The following is a 17,294-nucleotide window of genomic DNA, read 5'->3' as shown; positions in this document are numbered from 1 at the left end:
TCAGGAATGGTCGTGTTCGACTACGGGAACGGCGGCGGCGGCGACATGCGCGAGCGCGGCCTCCATGTGCTCGCGCCACTGACGCAGCAACTGTTCGGCGGTGGCGCGCGTGTGCACGGCGTCGCTGTAACGGCACTCGAACGCGAGTTCGCCGTCGCCCGCGACGCAGACGAGGTTCAGCAGGTGCGAACGTTCGTCGCTCGCCGCGCGGTCCGCGCCCACCACCTCGGTGGCGGCGGAGAACCACGCGGACGGGCGCGCGGCCGCCGCCGACACGAAATCGACGCTGACCTGCGGCTGCACGCAGCGCCGCCACGCGTCGGGATCGACGCCGGCGGGCGGCGACACGTCCGCGCCGCCCAGCGCGGCCGGCGGCAGCGCGGCGAGCGTCACCTCCCACTCGCGCAGCGCCGCGACGCTCGGCACGCCGGCGTGATGCGGCAACAGCAGCGGCACGTCGCAGACGAAACAGCCGACCGCGCGCTCGACCGCCGGCCCGTCGTCGAGCCAGTCGCGGCCATGCCGGCCGAGATCGGCGACCACCGCGCCACCCGCCCAATCGGTCAGCGCGCGCGCGGCCGCCGCGATCGCGACGGTGGCGGCTTTCACGCGCAGGCGCTGCGGCACGACGGCCAGCATCTGTCGCGCGGCCTCGCCCGTCAGCCGGTCGCGCACGACCTGCTGGCTGGCCTCGGCGTTCTCGCCGTGTGCTGCGTGCCGATCCCGTGGCAGCGCGACGTTGGCCGCCATCGGCGCGAAGTACGCAGCGGTTTCGCCCGCCTGCCGCGCGGCGACAATGCGTGCGTCCAGCGCGCGAAGATAGGCCGGGTACGCCAGCGTCGGCGCGGCCAGTGTCGGCGCCCCGGCGTTCACATGCGCCGCATACGCGTTGGCCAGGTCGTCCAGCAGCACCGCCCAGCCGTGGCTGTCCGCCACCAGCCCGTGCACGACGAGCAACAGCCGGTCGCCGGCCGCGCCGCACCGGTAGTGCGCAATCCGGATCAGCGGCCCGTGCGCCAGATCGAAGCCCTGCTGCAGCGTCGTACTGTGCGCGACGATAAAGCGCGCCGCATCGCCTGCCGTGCCGAGGTCGTGGCTGCTGAAGCAGCGCTGCGCGGCATCCGCGTCCGGCGGCGCGACTCGGCCCAGCAGCGCATCGTGGTCGAATACGCAGCGCAGCGCCGGGTGCGCGTCGAGCAGCGAACGGAATGCGGCCCGCAGCGCGTCGGCGTCGAGCGGCTGCGCCGCCTGAACGAGCAGCGAGCGGTTCCAGTGGTGCGCGTGCGGGCGCTGCAACACGCGCCGCTGATACGGCGTCAACGGAAACCCGGACGTTTCGTCCGACTCCGGCCGCGCCGCCAGCGGCCGCAGGCAATCGGCCAGGTCCGCGATGGTCGAACTCGCGAAGAAATCCTGCGGATCGACCGTCCAGCCCGCCCGGTTCAGTTGCGCGACGGCCCGCAGCACCAGGATGGAATCGCCGCCCAGTCCGAAATAGTTGTCGTCGCGGCCGATCTGCTCCTGCCGCAGCACGTCACGCAGCACCGTCAGCAGCGCGCGCAGCGGCGGCGTTTCGTCGTCGCCCGCGGCCTCGTCCGGCAGCACCGCCGTCGACACCCACTGGCGGTCGATCTTGTCGCCGGACGTCTTGGGCAGCGACGACACGATAACCAGCGCATGCGGCACCAGATGCGCCGGCGCGACGCGGCGCAGCGCGCGCAACCGCTCGCGCGCAGCCTCGCGTGGCGTGTCCGGCGTGCCTGACGCGCCCGACGCGTCGGAGCCGACGACGATGAATGCCTCCAGGCGCGGCGCCAGCGCGTCATGCCCGCCCGACAGCCGCACCGCCGCCTCGCGCACGCCGTCCTGTTCGAGCAGCAGCGCCTCCACTTCGGCCAGATCGACGCGCACCCCGCGCATCTTGATCTGGCGATCGCCCCGGCCGAGGTAGACCAGCGCGCCCTGCGCGTCGCGACGCACGAGGTCGCCGGTGCGATACATGCGCGCGCCCGGCTGTCCGGCGAACGGATCGGGCAGGAAGGCCGCGGCCGTCTGCCCGGGCCGGCCCGAGTAGCCGCTCGCGAGCGCGCTGCCGCCCAGGTAGAGCTCGCCGCGGCACAGCGGCGGCACCGGTTGAAGGTGCGCGTCGAGCACATAGGCCGTGGTGCCCGGCAGCGGCGCGCCGATCGGCACGTCGCGTTCGTCCGGGCGCGCGTCGGCCGGCACGTCGTGTACGACGGACGTGATCACGCTTTCCGTCAGCCCGTACGCGTTCATCAGCGCCACGCGGCCGCCCGTCACGGCGCGCCACGCCTGCACCGCCGCGAGCGGCACCGTCTCGCTGCCCGTCACGACCAGACGCAGCCGCGCCGGCAGCGCGGCCTCGCCGAGCCGGAGCGCACGCACCCATTCGCGCCAGAGCGACGCGGGCAGGTTGAGCACGGTCGCGCGCTGCGCGCCGAGCAGGCCGCTGAACGCGCCGAGCGTCGGCCATGCCGCGCGGTCGAGCAGCAGCAGGCAGGCGCCGGCGGACAGCGTCGTGAAGATCTCCTCGATCGACACGTCGAAGACGAGCGACGAGAACTGCACGACCCGGTCGTCGGCCGTCATGCGATACGCGGCGCACAGCGCCTGGATCTTGTGCGCGACCGCCCGATGACTGACGTCGACGCCCTTCGGCACGCCGGTCGAGCCGGATGTGAACAACGTATAGGCGGCCTGTTGCGGATCGATACGCGCGGGTAGCGCACCGGCGGGCGCGTCGCCAAGCGCGGCGAACGCGATCGCCGCGCATCCGGGCCACGCCGGCGGCGCCGCCGTGGCGTCGTGCACGAGCAGCACCGGCGCCGCTTGCGACAGGATCGCGTGCTGCCGCGCGGCCGGCGCGGCGGGATCGAGCGGCAGGTACGTCGCTCCGGCGCGCAGCACGCCGAGCAGCGCCACCAGTGCGTCGAGCCCCGTCGGCAAGCACAACGCGACGCGCTCGCCGGTGCGGACGCCGCGCGTGTGCAGTGCGCCCGCGACCCGCTCCACCCGGTCCCGCAGCGCCCCATAACTGAGCGTCTCGTGCGCGGTGGCAACCGCCGGCGCAGCGTTGCCGGCCGTCAGCGTGCCCGACAGCAGCGACACGAGGTCGGACGCCGCCCACGCGGATGCGTCGGCCGCCCCGGACGCTGCCTGCCATGCGTGCCGCTGCGCGGCCGACAGCACACCCGCGTCACCCAGCGGCGCATCGTCCGGCAGCGTCAGCAACAGGTCCAGCGCCGCGTGGAACTGTTCGACCACCTCGTCCGCCTCGCCCTGCTCCAGCGCGCCGTCGCGCGTCAGCAGCACGCCGCCGTAGCCCGCGCCGTCGCGATGCAGGTTCATCGTCAGGTCGTATTCGGTTTCCGTTTCCGGCGTGTCCTCGAACGCGACGTCCAGCGCGCCGATCTGCACGTTGCGAACCGGCGCCTCCTGCATCGAGAACACCACCTGGAACAGCGGCGTCAGCGACGTGTCGCGCGGGCCCGCGTAGCGCTCGACCAGCTTTTCGAACGGATAGTCCTGGTGCGCGTGCGCGGCCATCACGCAGTCGCGCACCCGCTCGATCCATGCCCGCGCGCGGCTGGCTGCCGGGAACGCCACGCGCAGCGCGAGCAGGTTGACGAAAAAGCCGACGAGCCCTTCGGTGCGGCTCGACGCGCGGTTGGCGACCGGCGAGCCGACCACCAGGTCGCGCTGCCCGGTGCGCCGCGACAGCATCAGCAGGAACGCGGACAGGAACACGACATACGGCGTCGTCCGCAAGCGCCGCGCCAGCGCGTCGACCTGCTGTGCGCGCCCGGCGTCCACCGCGACGCGGCCGCTGTGCGCGAGGCGCCCCGGCGTGCGTGCGCGGCGCCGGTCGCCGCCGAGATCGAGCACCGGCGCGCCGTCCAGATGCGCCCAGAACGCCTCGTGCGCCGCGTAGTGCCCGGCGGCGAACCGCGCCGCCTGTTCCTCGCTGTAGTCCGCGTAATCCCACGCGGGCGGCGCGGCATCCGGCGCGCGCCCCTGGCTCGCCGCGCCGTACAGCGACGCGAGATCCTGCGCGATCAGCCGGAACGACCAGCCATCGACGACGATGTGATGGAACGACATCAGCAGGCACGCGCGGCGCGGCCCGAGTTCGAGCAGCCGCGCGCGAAACAGCGGCGGCCGCGCGAGATCGAACGGTTCCGCCCGCAGCGCGTCGCGATGCTGCGCGATGAACGCGCGCTGTGCGTCGTCCGTGCCGCCTGCGTACGCATGGATCGACAGCGCGACCGCCGCGTCGGCATGCACGTGCTGCTCGCCGCCGCCGTCCGGCCCCTCGTGAAACGACGTGCGCAACACCGGATGGCGCGCGACCAGCCCGGCGAGCGCCGCGTGCAGCGCGGCGCGGTCGACGTCGCCGTGCAGATGCAGGCATTGCGGCAAGTGGAAGACCGAACCGCCCATGCCGAGCCGTTCGAGCGTCCACAGCCGGCGCTGCTGGAACGACATCGGCGCGCGGCGCGGCCCGGTGGCCGGCAGGGCGGCCGGCGTCGTTGCCGCCCGCACCGCGGGCTGCGCCGGTTCGGCCTGCGCGCGAATCGCGCGGGCCAGCCCGTCGATCGTCGGCGCACTGAAGAACGCCTCGAGCGTCAGCTCCGCATTCAGACGCTCGTGAATCCGCGTGAGCACGCGCCCGGCCAGCAGCGAATCGCCGCCCAGCTCGAAGAAATCGTCGGTCGGCGCGATCCGCTCATGGCCGAGGCACTCGGTCCAGATGCGCGCCAATGCGTGCTGCACGTCGTCGGTTTCGACCGGTGCGGCCGGCGGGATGTCGACCGCGGCCGGTGCAGCCACCGATGCCGCAGCCAGCGCCTCCGGCCGCGCGCGCCCGACGGAGCCGCCCTGCTGTGCCGGCAGCCAGTGACGCGTTCTCTCGAACGGATAACCCGGCAACGGCAGGCGCTTGCGGCGCTCGCCCGCGTACGCGTCGCGGCGGGTCAGACGCGCGCCCTTCGCCCACAGCCGCCCGTAGCCGGCGAGCAGGGTCGCCATCGTGCGCGGCGTGCGTTCCGTGAAGCTCGCCAGCACCGCGTCGGCCGGCGCGCAGCGATGCGCGCGCACCAGCGCCGCCAGCACGTCGCGCGGGCCGATCTCGACCCACAGCGCGTCGCCCAGCGCCGCCAGCGTCCGCACGCCCGCCGAGAAGCGCACGGCGCCGAGCACGTGCGCGGCCCAGTACGCCGGATCGGTGGCGCGCTGCGCGTCCAGCAGCGTGCCGTCGAGGTTGGAGATCAACGGGATGCGCGGCGCGCGCAGCGTCATCGTCGCGACATGCGCCTGCACGCGCGCGGCCGCGTCCGTCATCATCGGCGAATGGAACGCATGCGACGACGCAAGCCGCGCATGCGCGACACCCGTGTTGCGCAGGTGCGCCGCGAACAGCTCGACCGCGTCCACCGGGCCGGACACCACGCATTGCAGCGGCCCGTTGACCGCCGCGACAGCGAGCGTCGGCGGCAGTTGCGCGGCCAGCTCGTCCTCCGCGATCGATACCGACAGCATCGCGCCGGCCGGCTGCGCCTGCATCGCCGCTGCGCGCGCCGCCACGAGGCCGACGGCCTCGTCGAGCGAGAACACGCCCGCGCAGCACGCGGCGACCAATTCGCCGAGGCTGTGGCCGATCAGGTAGTCCGGCGTCACGCCCAGCGCAGCCCACGCCTGATACAGCGCGTACTCGTACGCAAACAGCAGCGGCTGCACCAGCGCCGTGTCGGTGGTGCTCGCCTCGCCCAGCAGATAAGGTTCGAGCGCCAGCCCGGCCGCGCTCGCGAACCGCCCGCACACCTGGTCGAGCGCGGCGCGGAACACCGGGTGCTCGCGATGCAGGTCGCGCGCCATCCCGGCGGCCTGCGCACCCTGCCCGGTGAACAGGAAAATCACCGGGCGCGCGTGCGGCGCGTCGTCGGTGGTGGGCAACACGCCCGCCGCCAGCGCGTCGAGCGCCGTGTCGCGCGACTCGGCGACCACGAACGCGCGGCACGCATGGTCCTGCCGGGCAGCCTGCAGCGTATGCGCGACGTCGGCCAGCGCCCATTCCGGGTGGCGGCGCAGCGCGGCGGCGAGGCCGTCCGCCGCGCGCCGCAGCCCGTCCGGCGTGGCGGCCGACAGCCGCAGGCAATGCGCGGCGGCGGCCGTCGGTACGTCCGCCTCGGGCGGCGCGGCCTCCAGGATCACGTGCGCATTGGTCCCGCCGATGCCGAATGAACTGACGGCCGCGCGGCGCGGCGCGCCGCCGTCCGGCCAGTCGACCGTTTCCGCCGTGATGCGGAAGGCCGCGCCGTCGAGTTCGAGCAGCGGGTTGAGTGTGTCGAAGTGCAGCGTGCCCGGCACCTTGCCGCGTTCGAGCGCGAGCGCCGCCTTGATCACGCCCGCGAGCCCCGCCGCGCTGTCCAGGTGCCCGACGCTCGTCTTGACCGCGCCGAGCATGCGCGGCGCGCGTGCCGGATGCTGTCCGTAGGTCGCCTTCAGCGCAGCCATTTCGATCGGATCGCCGAGCAGCGTGCCGGTGCCGTGCGTCTCGACATAACCGACCGACGCGGCGTCCACGCCCGCGTCCGCCAGCGCAGCGCGGATGACCCGTGCCTGGCCCGCGGGGCTCGGCGCGGTGTAGCCGGCCTTGTCGTGGCCGTCGTTGTTGATCGCGGAGCCCTTGACGACCGCATACACGTGATCGCCGTCGCGGCGCGCGAGATCGAGCCGCTTCAGCACCACCGCACCCGCGCCGCTGCCCTCGACGGTGCCGCTCGCGGCCGCGTCGAACGCGCGGCAATAGCCGTCCGCGGAAAAGATCCCGCCGGTGCGGTGCAGGTAGCCCGGCACGCCGTCGACGCCGATCGACGCCGCGCCCGCGAGCGCGAGTTCGCAGTCGCCCTGCGCGACCGCGCGCGCGGCCATGTGCAGCGCGACCAGCGACGTCGAGCATGCGGTGTTCAGCGTGACCGCGGGGCCGGTGAGGTTCAGCCGATAGGCAATCTGCGTCGCGGGCTGGTTCAGCACGTTGATCTGATACAGCCCGAGCGCGTCAACCGCGTCGCGGTTGCCGAGCACGTGGTTCGCGAGGTACTGGCTCGCGCCCACGCCGACGTAGACGCCCACGTCGCGCGCATGCCCGGGCCCGGCGTAACCGGCGTCCTCGAGCGCGCGGTAGCTTTCCTCCATCAGCTTGCGCTGCTGCGGATCCATGATCTCGGCTTCGCGCGGCGTATAACCGAAGAACGCGGCGTCGAAACAGTCAGGATCGCGAATCAACCCGCGTGCGGCGACGAAGCGCGGATTGCCGAGCAGGTCGTCCGGCACGCCGAGCGCGCGCAGCCGCGCGTCGTCGAGCCGCGTGATGCCGTCCTCGCCCGCCAGCTGCATCTGCCAGAACTGCTCGACGTCGTCCGCGCCCGAGACGGCCGCGCTCATCCCGATGATCGCGACGTCGCGGCTGTCGACGTGCGACGCGCTTGCGGCCGCGGCCGCGCCGCCGACGTCGGCCGACGGATCGCCGGACGCGGACAGCCAGCCGGCCAGCGTGCGAATCGTCGTGTAGCGGAACAGGTGATCGATGTCGACGTCGCGGCCGAACGCGCTGCGAAGCCGCGCCTGGCACTGGATCAACGCGAGCGAATGGCCGCCGGCGTCGAAGAAGTTGGTGTCCGGATCGATCTCGGCGACGCCGAGCACGTCGCGCCAGATCGCCGCGACCGCGGCCTGCGCATCGCCGGGCGCGCGGCGCGCAGGGCTGGCGGAGCCGGCGTGGTCGGTGGTGGTGCTCGCCCCGTCGAGCGGCCAGTCGGCCAGCCTGAGGCGATCGATCTTGCCGCTGCCGGTCATCGGCATCGCGTCGAGCACGACGATCCGGTCGGGCACCATGTACGGCGGCAGCGCCTGTTGCGCATGCGCCTTCAGCGCGCCGTCCGGCAGCGCGCCCGCCGCCTGCACGAACGCACAGAGCACAGCGCCCGCGCTGCCCGAACGCGCCAGCACCGCGACTTTGGCGACACCCGGATGGCGGCCCAGTACCGATTCGACCTCGCCCGTCTCGATGCGGAAGCCGCGCACCTTGACCTGCTGGTCGTCGCGGCCCACGAATTCGATGTCGCCGTGCCGATCGAAGCGGGCCAGGTCGCCGGTGCGATACAGCACGCGATCCGCGTCGCCCGTGGCATACGGGTTCGGCACGAAACGCTCGGCGCTCAGCTCGGGCCGGTTCAGGTAGCCCGACGCCAGCGCGCGCCCGGACAGGTAAAGCTCGCCGGTCACGCCGATCGGCAGCCGCGCAAGATCGGGCGCGAGGATATGCGTGCCGACGTCGCCCACCGCGCGGCCGATCAGCACCGGGCCGCTCGCGCAGCGCCACACGGTTGCGTAGATGCTGGCCTCGGTCGGGCCGTATGCGTTGAACAGCGGCGCGTGCGGCAGCACGCGCGCCGCCAGCTCGACGGTCGCGGGCAGCAGCGGCTCGCCGGCGGCGAACACCGCGCGCAGCGGGCTCGCCGCGCCGGCGTCGAGCGACTGCAGGAACAGGTGCAGCATCGACGGCACGAAATTGACCACCGTCACGCGATGCTGCTCGATCGCGCGCTGCAGGTAGCGCGGATCGTACTGGCCGTCCGGCCGCGCGATCACGATCGCGGCGCCCTTCATCAACGGCCACAGCATTTCGGTGAGCGACACGTCGAACGATTGCGCGGTCTTCCACAGCACGCGGTCGCCCGCAGCCAGCGAATAAGTGTGTGCCAGCTCATCGAACAGCGCGAGGATGCCTTCCTGGCGGCACAGCACGCCCTTCGGCGTACCGGTCGAGCCGGACGTATAGAGAATGTAGGCGGGGTCGCCGGGGCTGACGCGCGGCGCGGCGGCCCACGCGGCCGCGCCCGCTTCCGCCAGTGCCGCCTGTTCGACGAAACGCACGCCGCACGCACGCAGGCACGCGGGCGCGGTGGCATCGCCGACGATCGCCACCGGACGCGCGTCGTCCACCATGAAGCGATGACGCGCTTCCGGCAATGCGGGATCGAGCGGCAGATACACGGCGCCGATCCGGAACAGCGCGAGCACGGTCTGCAGCGTCGCCGCCGCGCGGCCCGCGCACACCGCCACGACGTCGCCCTGCCGCACGCCCAGCGCGGTGAGCGCCGCCGCGCGCCGGTCGCACTGGTCGAGCAGCGCCGCATAGGTCGTCTCGCCCGCGTCGTCGATCAGCGCGACCGCGTCCGGCGCGGCGGCCGCGCACGCGGCGAGGCGCTCGCCGACGCTCGCGCCGGCCGGCAGCCCCGGCTTCGGCGCCGCCCAGTCGTCGAGCCGCGCGAGCGTGGCAGGCAGCAGCCACGCCGCCGCGGGCGCGCCGGCAAGCCGCCGCAGCGCTTCGTGCTGGGCGTGCGCGATGTCTTCCGCGTCGGCACGCCGCAGGCTGTCGGCCCGGTAGCCGACGATGCAGCGCAGCCGCTGGTCGCTCGCGGAGACGGAGAAATCGACCTGCACCGGAAAGCTGTTGACCGCATGGCCGTCGCGGCCCGCCAGCATCCGCACGTCCGCGTCGTCCAGCTCGCGCAGCACGTGGAAGCTCGTGAAATTGAACAGCACCTCACCCAGCTCGATCCCGCCGTTGTCCTGCCGGATCTGCTGCGACGGATAAAAGCGGTGCCGGAAAATGCCCGACTCGATCTCGAACACCTGCCGCACCTGCGCGACCGGCGATGCTTCACCATCGAGCGCCGCGCGCACCGGCACCGAATTCAGGAACAGCCCGACCGCGCGCTCCGCGTGCTCGGTCTCGGGCCGCACGTGCGTCACCATCGACGTCAGCACGTCGCGGCGCCCGCTCAGCGCCTGCAGCGCGCGCAGGTGGGCGGCGAGCAGCACGCTCTTGAGCGGCACGTTCGCATCGCGCGCGAGCGCACGCAGCGCCGCCTCCAGTTCTGCCGAGACCTCGACCTCCAGATAGTCCACCCGTTCGTCCGCCGCGTCGCCCGTCAGCGGCGCGCGGCGCAGCGACAGCGCCTGCGCGCCGTCGAGCTGGCCGCGCCAGAAATCGCGCTGGGCCGGATCGGCGAGCGCGGCCTGTTCGAGTTCGATGAAATCCCGGTAACCGGCCTGCACCGGCTCGTCGTTCTGCAGGTTCTGCAGGCCCGTCAGGCCCGCCGTGTAGAGCCGGACGAATTCGGCGGTCAGCGCGGCCTCGCTCCAGCCGTCGAGCATCGCGTGATGGAAGCTCCACACCAGCTTGAAGCGCTGCGCCGCCAGCTTGAACACGAAGCAGCGAAACAGCGGCGCGGCGGCGATGTCGAACGCGGCGAACCGCTCGCCGTCCATGAACGCGGCGATCCGGGCGGCCTGCGCCGCCGCGTCGAGCGCGGTCAGGTCCGTGACCGCCAGCGGAATGCGGGCCGTGTCGAACACGAGTTGCAGCGGCACGCTGAACCCCTCCATCCGCAGCGCGGTGCGCAACGCCGGATGACGCGCCGACAGCCGCTCGAGCGCGTGCGCGAGGCAGGCTTCGTCGTACGCATACGCAACCTCGTAGCCGATCACGTCGTGGTACAGGCTCGAGTGCTGGTGCCGCAGGCTGTGATAGAGCATCCCCAGTTGCAGGCGGCTGAGCGGATACGCGTCCACGACGCCGGCCGGCAGTCGCGCGCGATCCGCGTCGCTCGTCAGCGGTGCCCGGGGTACGGCGGCCTCCGCCTGCACGCCGGTACCCGTGCCTGCGCCGCGCTGCCGCTCGATGTGCTCGCCCAGCGTACGCACGCTCTGGTGGACGAACAGGTCCTGGATCTCGAATTCGAGCCCGTGGCGCTGCGCCTGCGCCTTCAGCCGGATCGCCAGCAGCGAATCGCCGCCGAGATCGAAGAAACCGTCGTCGAGGCCGAACCCGCTGCGGCCGAGCACGTCTTCCCACAGCGCGCGCAGCGCGCGCTGCGTGTCGGTCAGCAACTCGGGTGCCGTTTCGGCGGCCACCTGCGTGGGTGCGAGCCGCGCGAGCGCGGCCCGGTCCACCTTGCCGTTCGCCGTCAGCGGAATGTGCGGCACCGCGTGGAAGCGCGCCGGCACGAGATGATCGGGCAGCGACACCCGCAGTTGCGCGCGCAGGCCGGCTTCGTCCGGCGCGTCCGCGCCCGTGCCCGGGCTGGCGGTCCAGTACGCGACGAGCTGCTTGTCGCCCTGCGGCGTCGCGTCGACCGTCACGACGGCGGCCTGCACGCCCCGGCACGCGGCCAGCGCCGCCTCGATTTCCGCAGGCTCGATCCGGTAGCCGCGCAGCTTCACCTGCCGGTCGCGCCGGCCGAGGTAATGCAACGCGCCGTCATGCGACCAGTAGCCGACGTCGCCGCTGCGGTACATGCGGGCGCCCGGCTCGCCGCCGTAAGGATCGGGCACGAACGCGGCCGCGGTCAGGTCCGGCCGGTTCGCGTAGCCGTGCGCGACGCCGAGCCCCGCGATGTAGATGTCGCCCGCCGCTCCGGCCGGCAGTGGATTCAGGTCGTCGTCGAGCACGTACACCGACGTGCCCTGGATCGGCATGCCGATCGGCACCGTGCGCCCCGCCGCCAGCGCGCCGCGCACCGGGTACGCGGTCGCGAACGTCGTGGTCTCGGTCGGCCCGTAGCCGTTGACGACCTGCCCGTGTTCCAGCAGCGCGCGGGCGCGCGCCACATGCGGCAGCGACAGCACGTCGCCGCCGCAGACGAGGTAGCGCAGCCGCCGCAGCGCGTCCGGCGCGTGATCGACCATCGCCGCGAACAGGCCGCTCGTCAGCCACAGAATCGTCACGCGCGCGTCGACCAGCAGCGGCCCGAGCTGGTCCAGCGACGCGTCGCGCCCGACCGGCACGACGAGCGACGCGCCGTTCAGCAGCGCGGTCCAGATCTCGAAGGTCGACGCGTCGAACGCGGTCGGCGCGAACTGCAGGAACACGTCGTCCGGCGTCACGTCGAGATAGGCCGGCCGGTACGCGAGCCGCAGGATCGCCTGTTGCGGCACGATGACGCCCTTCGGACGATCGGTGGTGCCCGACGTGTACATCAGGTACGCCGGCATCTGCGCCGGCAGCCCGCTCGCGACGAACACGCCGTCGCGCGCGGCGATCTCGTCGTCGTGGTCCTCGAGGACGATCAGGTTCAGATAACCGTCGCGCAGCGCGTCGGTGCGCGCCACCACGTCCTCGCGCGTGACGATCACGCTCGCCTGGCTGTCGTCGATCAGGAATCGCAGCCGGTCCGCCGGATAGCGGCTGTCGAGCGGCACATACGCGCAGCCCGCGTTGAGCACCGCCAGCATCGCGACGATCAGCTCCGCGCCCGGCTCGAGACACAGGCCGACGGTCGAGCCCGGCGACACGCCGAGATCGCGCAAGTGATCCGCCAGCCGGTTCGCGCGGGTGTTCAGCGCGTGGTAGTCGAGCGTCGCGTCGCCGTGGCGGATCGCCGTGCGGCCCGGATGCTGCCGCGCGAGCGCGTCGATCACCGCGCCGATCGAGTCGGGTAGTGGCTGCCCGAGCGCCCGGCTCTGCCAGCCGCGCAGCGCGTCGAGCGTGGGCGCGTCGCCGCGCGCGAGTGTGCCGAACGGCGCGTCCGGCTGAGCGGTCAGCGCGTCGAGGTATTGCACATAGGTGCGCGACAGCCGCTCGATATCGGCGGCCTCGAACAGATCGGTGCGGAACACCGTGCAGCAGCGCACGCCGTCGGGCGTCAGCTCGGCGAACAGCGTCAGGTCGAACTGCGCGTAGCGGTACAGGTCGTCGCGCACCGTCATCGCCGGCATCCCGGCCGGCGCCGCCGGCTCGGCGGCGCCAGGCACCGCGCCTTTCGTGTCCTGCAGCACGAAGTTGACCTGGAACAGCGGGCTGCGCGCGGAATCGCGCGCGACGCCGACCTGCTCGACCACGTGGTCGAACGACACCGCCTGATGCCGCAGCGCGTCGGCGACGGTGTCGCGCTCGCGCTCGACCAGCGCGGCGAACGTGGCGCAGCCTTGCCGCGCGGTGCGCAACGCGAGCAGGTTCGCGAAGAAGCCGACGATGCGCTCGCTGCCCGGATGTACGCGGTTCGACGCGGTCGTGCCGATGCAGAAGTCGTCCTGGCCGGCGTAGTCGCCGAGCAGGCACCGCCACGCGGCCAGCATCACCGTGAACAGCGTGGCGCCCTGCCGCCGCGCCAGCGCCTCGGCCCGCGCGCGCACGGCGGCGGGAATCGCGAAGAACACCAGTTCGCCGTCATGCGCGCGCCGCGACGGGCGCGGCAGCGCGAACGGCAATTCGAGCGTCGTCGCGCCCGTCAGCCGGCCCTGCCAGTACGCGAGGCTCGGCGCGCTGTCCGCGGCGCTGCGCGCCTGCTGCCACAACGCATAGTCCGCGTAGTGCGGCGCGTCGTCTGCCGGCGGCTCGAACTCGCGGCCCGCAAGCCGTGCCGCATAGGCCGACCACCAGTCGGCCAGCATCAGTTCCAGCGACCACCCGTCGACGATCAGGTGATGGGCGGTCAGCACGAGAATCTGCCGGGCGTCGCCAAGGCGATGCAGCGACACGCGCAGCAGCGGCCCGTGCGCGAGGTCGAACGGCTGCGCGATTTCGGCCGTGATCGCGCGGGCGATCTCCGCGTCGGTCGCGTCCGCCGCGTGGCGGTGCACCGGCAGCGACGGATCGAGTTCCGGGTGCACCCGCTGGTACAGGTTGCCGTCGCGCTCGTCGAACGTCGTGCGCAGCGCCTCGTGCCGCGCGACCACGTCGCGCAGCGCCGCCCGCAACGCCGCTTCGTCGAGCGTGCCCGCGATCTCCAGCACGTGCGGCACGTGGAAATGGCCGGCGCCGCCGCTGATCGCCATCTGCACCCACATCCGCAACTGCTCCGCCGACGCGGGCAGGTCCGCCGGCCGCGCCTGGCGGGTGATCGCGTCGCGGCTACCCGCGCCACGCTGCCTGCCGAACGCTTCGAGCAATTGGCGACGCTTGTTTTCGGTGGAATCCTTATGCGACATCAAACCAGCTCTCCCGACGATGAAAACACTGTGAGTAGTTCGTCCATGTCGTCCGGCGCGAGGCGATCGAGCAGCGCTTCCAGGCGGTCTTCCCGCTGGGCCTTCTGGCCGAGCGCCACCAGCACCTGCGCGCTGAACCGGTCGAGCTGCGGCGCGCCGAACAGCAGCGGCGGCGACAGCAGCAGCCCGTAGCGGCCATTGAGACGTCCGATCAGCTGGATCGCCTGCACGGAGCTGCCGCCGAGCATGAAGAAATGGTCGTCAGGCCCGATGTCGGCGACGTCGAGCACGGCCGACCACTCGGCGGCGATCTCGGCCTGGAACGGCGTCTTCGCGCGCGCATCGGCACCGCGCCCGCGCGTCTCGAGCGCCGCGTCGGCGAGCTGGGCCAAGCGCTTGCGGTCGATCTTGCCGGCCGGCAGCAGCGCGATGCGCTCCACCACGTCGATGCGTGACGGACGCATCGCGTCGGGCAGCCGCTCGGCCAGCGCCGCGTGCAGCGCGTCCGCCGTCCAGCTGTCCCACCCCGCGGCCGGCTCGACGAACGCGTGCAGCAGCCGCACGCGCCCCTGCACCCGCACCGGCACCACCGCGCACTGCGCGATGCCCGGCAGCGCCAGCAGGCAGGCCTCGATCTCGCGCAGCTCGATCCGGTTGCCGTTGAGCTTGACCTGCTCGTCGCGCCGGCCGAGGTAATGCAGCTCGCCGTGCTCGCCGAACTTCGCGATGTCGCCGGTGCGGTACATGCGCGCGCCCGGACGACCCGCGTACGGATCGGGCACGAAGCTCGCCGCGGTGAGGTCCGGGCGGCCGACGTACCCTTGCGCGAGCCCCGCGCCGCCGATGTACAGCTCGCCCGCGCTGCCGGGCGGGCACGGCTCGAGGCCCGCGTCCAGCACGTACAGCGACACGTTGTCGATCGGCCGGCCGATCGGCACGCCGGCGCACGCATGGGCCTCGCCCGGCGCGCAGTGCCACACGGTCACGTCGATCGCGGCCTCGGTCGGCCCGTACAGGTTGGCGAGCCGCACGCCCGGCAGCAGCCGGTGGAAGCGCTCGGCCTGCTCGGCGAGCAGCGCCTCGCCGCTGCAGACGACCAGCGCGAGATCCGGGAAGCGCTGCCCGGGCACCGCGTCCAGAAACGCGTTCAGCATCGACGGCACGAAGTGCGCGACCGCGATCCGCGCGTCGCGCAGCAGCGCCGCCAGCCCGGCCGGATCCTTGTGTACCTCGGGCGGCGCGATCACCAGCGCATGCCCGCTCTGCAACGTCCACAGGAATTCCCAGACCGACACGTCGAAGAAGTACGGCGTCTTCTGCAGCACGCGCACCGGCGCCGCATCGGCGAGCAGCGAACCGTGCCAGTCGAGCCGGTTGACCAGCGCGCGATGCGTGTTGGCGACGCCCTTCGGCGTGCCGGTGGAGCCGGACGTGTAGATCACGTACGCGATCCCGTCCGGGTGAATGCGTTGCTGCGGCAGCGGCTCGGCGGCGAGCCAGATCGCACGCTCGTCCAGCAGATGCCGCTCGGCCGGACCGGCGGGCAGGCGCGCCAGCAGGTGCCGCTGCGTGAGCAGCAGCGCGAGCCCCGCGTCGTCGACGATGCGCCGCAGCCGGTCCGGCGGCGCGGCGGGATCGAGCGGCACGTAGGCCGCGCCCGCGCGCATCACCGCGAGGATCGCCAGCACCATCTCCGTCGAGCGCTCGCAGCACAGCCCGACGAGCGCCCCCGGCGTCACGCCGCGCGCCGCGAGAAAGCCCGCCAGCCGGGCCGACAGCGCATCCAGTTCGCGATAGGTCAGTTGCTCCGCGCCGAACTGGACCGCCGGCGCATCCGGCGTCGCGGCGCACTGCGCGGCGAAGCGGGCCGGCCAGTCCGTCGCGTCGAGCGGGCGCGCGGGCCCGTGCCAGTATTGCGCGAGCCGCGCGCGCTGCTCGGGCGCCAGCAGGTCGACCGCGAGCGCAGGCTGCGCATCGTCGTTCAGGTACGCGCGCAGCAGCCGGCCGAAGCGCGCGGCGAACTCCCCGATTCGCGCCGGCGGCAGGCAGCCGGTGTCGTATTCGAGATTCACATACAGGCCATCGGGCGTCAGCTGATAGGCGAAGTTCAGGTCGAACGGCCGCTCGGCGGCGACCACCGGCAGCAATTCCGCGTGCACGCCGTGAAATGCGAGCGGCGCATCCTGCACGAAGAACGCTTCCGTCACGCCGACGTTGAAGACGGGCGTATCGGCCAGCGAACGCGTGCGCCGCAGCGCCGTCACGAGGTCGGTCAGCGACAGCTGCTGATGGCGCTTGCTGTCGGCACGCTGTGCGGTGGTGCGCGCGACGATGTCGCGGAACGTGTCGCCCTGCCGCAGCGAAAAGCCCATCGGCAGGTTGTTCACGAAGCATCCGCTCGCATCGCGAAAGCCCGGCGAGCGCATGTTGACGGGATAGGTCACGACCAGCTCGCGCACGTCCTGCCAGCGGGCCAGCGCGATCGCGAACAGGCTCGACAGCACGAGAAACGGCGTCGAGCGGCTCGCGCGAGCCCGTGCGCGCAGCCGGCGCATGGTGTCCGCGTCGAAGCGCAGCCGATGGATGCGCCCCTCGCGCGGCTCCGCCGATGCCGCCGCGTCGAACTCGACCCCGAGCGGCGCATGCGCGAGCGCGCCGAGCCAATAGGCCAGATCTTCGTCGTAGCGCGGCGACGCGCGGTACGCGGCTTCGAACGCGAGCTGCTCGCCGAGATCGCGCAACGTGCAGGCGGGCGCCGGGCCCGCGCCGAGCGCGTGGTTGTACAGCGCCGTCAGCCGCTGGTTGATGTACACCGCCGAAAACGCGTCGGAGATGATGTGCGGGAAGCTCAGCACGAGCCGGTGCGCATCGGCATCCTCACTTAGCAGCGCGAAGCGGAACAGCGGCGCGTCGTCGAGCGCGAACACGTGCGATGCGCGCGCGGCGATCCACGCGTCTGCCTCGTCGGCGTCCAGCGCCGGCGCCGCCCGCGCGTCGCGGTAGTCGAGCGCGATCGTCACCCGAGCGTGCACGTCGCGCACCGCGCGGGCGTCGTCCATCCGGAACGTGCTGCGGCATCCTTCGTCATGCTCGTGGACGAACGCGTCCAGTGCGCGCCGCAGCGCGTCGCGATCCAGCGGACCCGACAGGCGGTAGACGAGCGCGGTCGTGTAGGCCGACGAGTGCGGATTGAGCTGCCACTCGAGCCAGAAGCGGTACTGATAGGCTGAAAGCGAGGTGGTACGCATGCTAGCCCCTGTCTGGATGCATGAAGGACG

General features: G+C 72.8%; 2 protein-coding genes. Both read right to left on the bottom strand.

What is annotated here, in order from left to right; all coding sequences use genetic code 11:
- The gene (locus tag ACTRWB_RS16085; RefSeq protein ID WP_446902451.1) at positions 1-14,016 is read right to left on the bottom strand and encodes an amino acid adenylation domain-containing protein; all 14,016 of its coding nucleotides are present in this window, start codon (positions 14,014-14,016) and stop codon (positions 1-3) included.
- Positions 14,016-17,264: a non-ribosomal peptide synthetase gene (locus ACTRWB_RS16080; RefSeq protein WP_446902450.1), complete on the bottom strand. Its 3,249-nt coding sequence runs from the start codon at positions 17,262-17,264 to the stop codon at positions 14,016-14,018. The genes ACTRWB_RS16085 and ACTRWB_RS16080 overlap by 1 nt, the downstream gene beginning before the upstream one ends.
- Positions 17,265-17,294 lie beyond the last annotated feature (30 nt).

This window comes from Burkholderia sp. YIM B11467 (genome assembly GCF_052952715.1).
The sequence above is the reverse complement of the archived record's forward strand: the minus strand, read 5'-3'. Positions and strand labels throughout refer to the sequence as shown.

Coding starts and splice junctions, on each gene's coding strand:
- ACTRWB_RS16080 (WP_446902450.1), bottom strand. CDS start 17,264: ATGCGTACCACCTCGCTTTCAGCCTATCAGTACCGCTTCTGGCTCGAG.
- ACTRWB_RS16085 (WP_446902451.1), bottom strand. CDS start 14,016: ATGTCGCATAAGGATTCCACCGAAAACAAGCGTCGCCAATTGCTCGAA.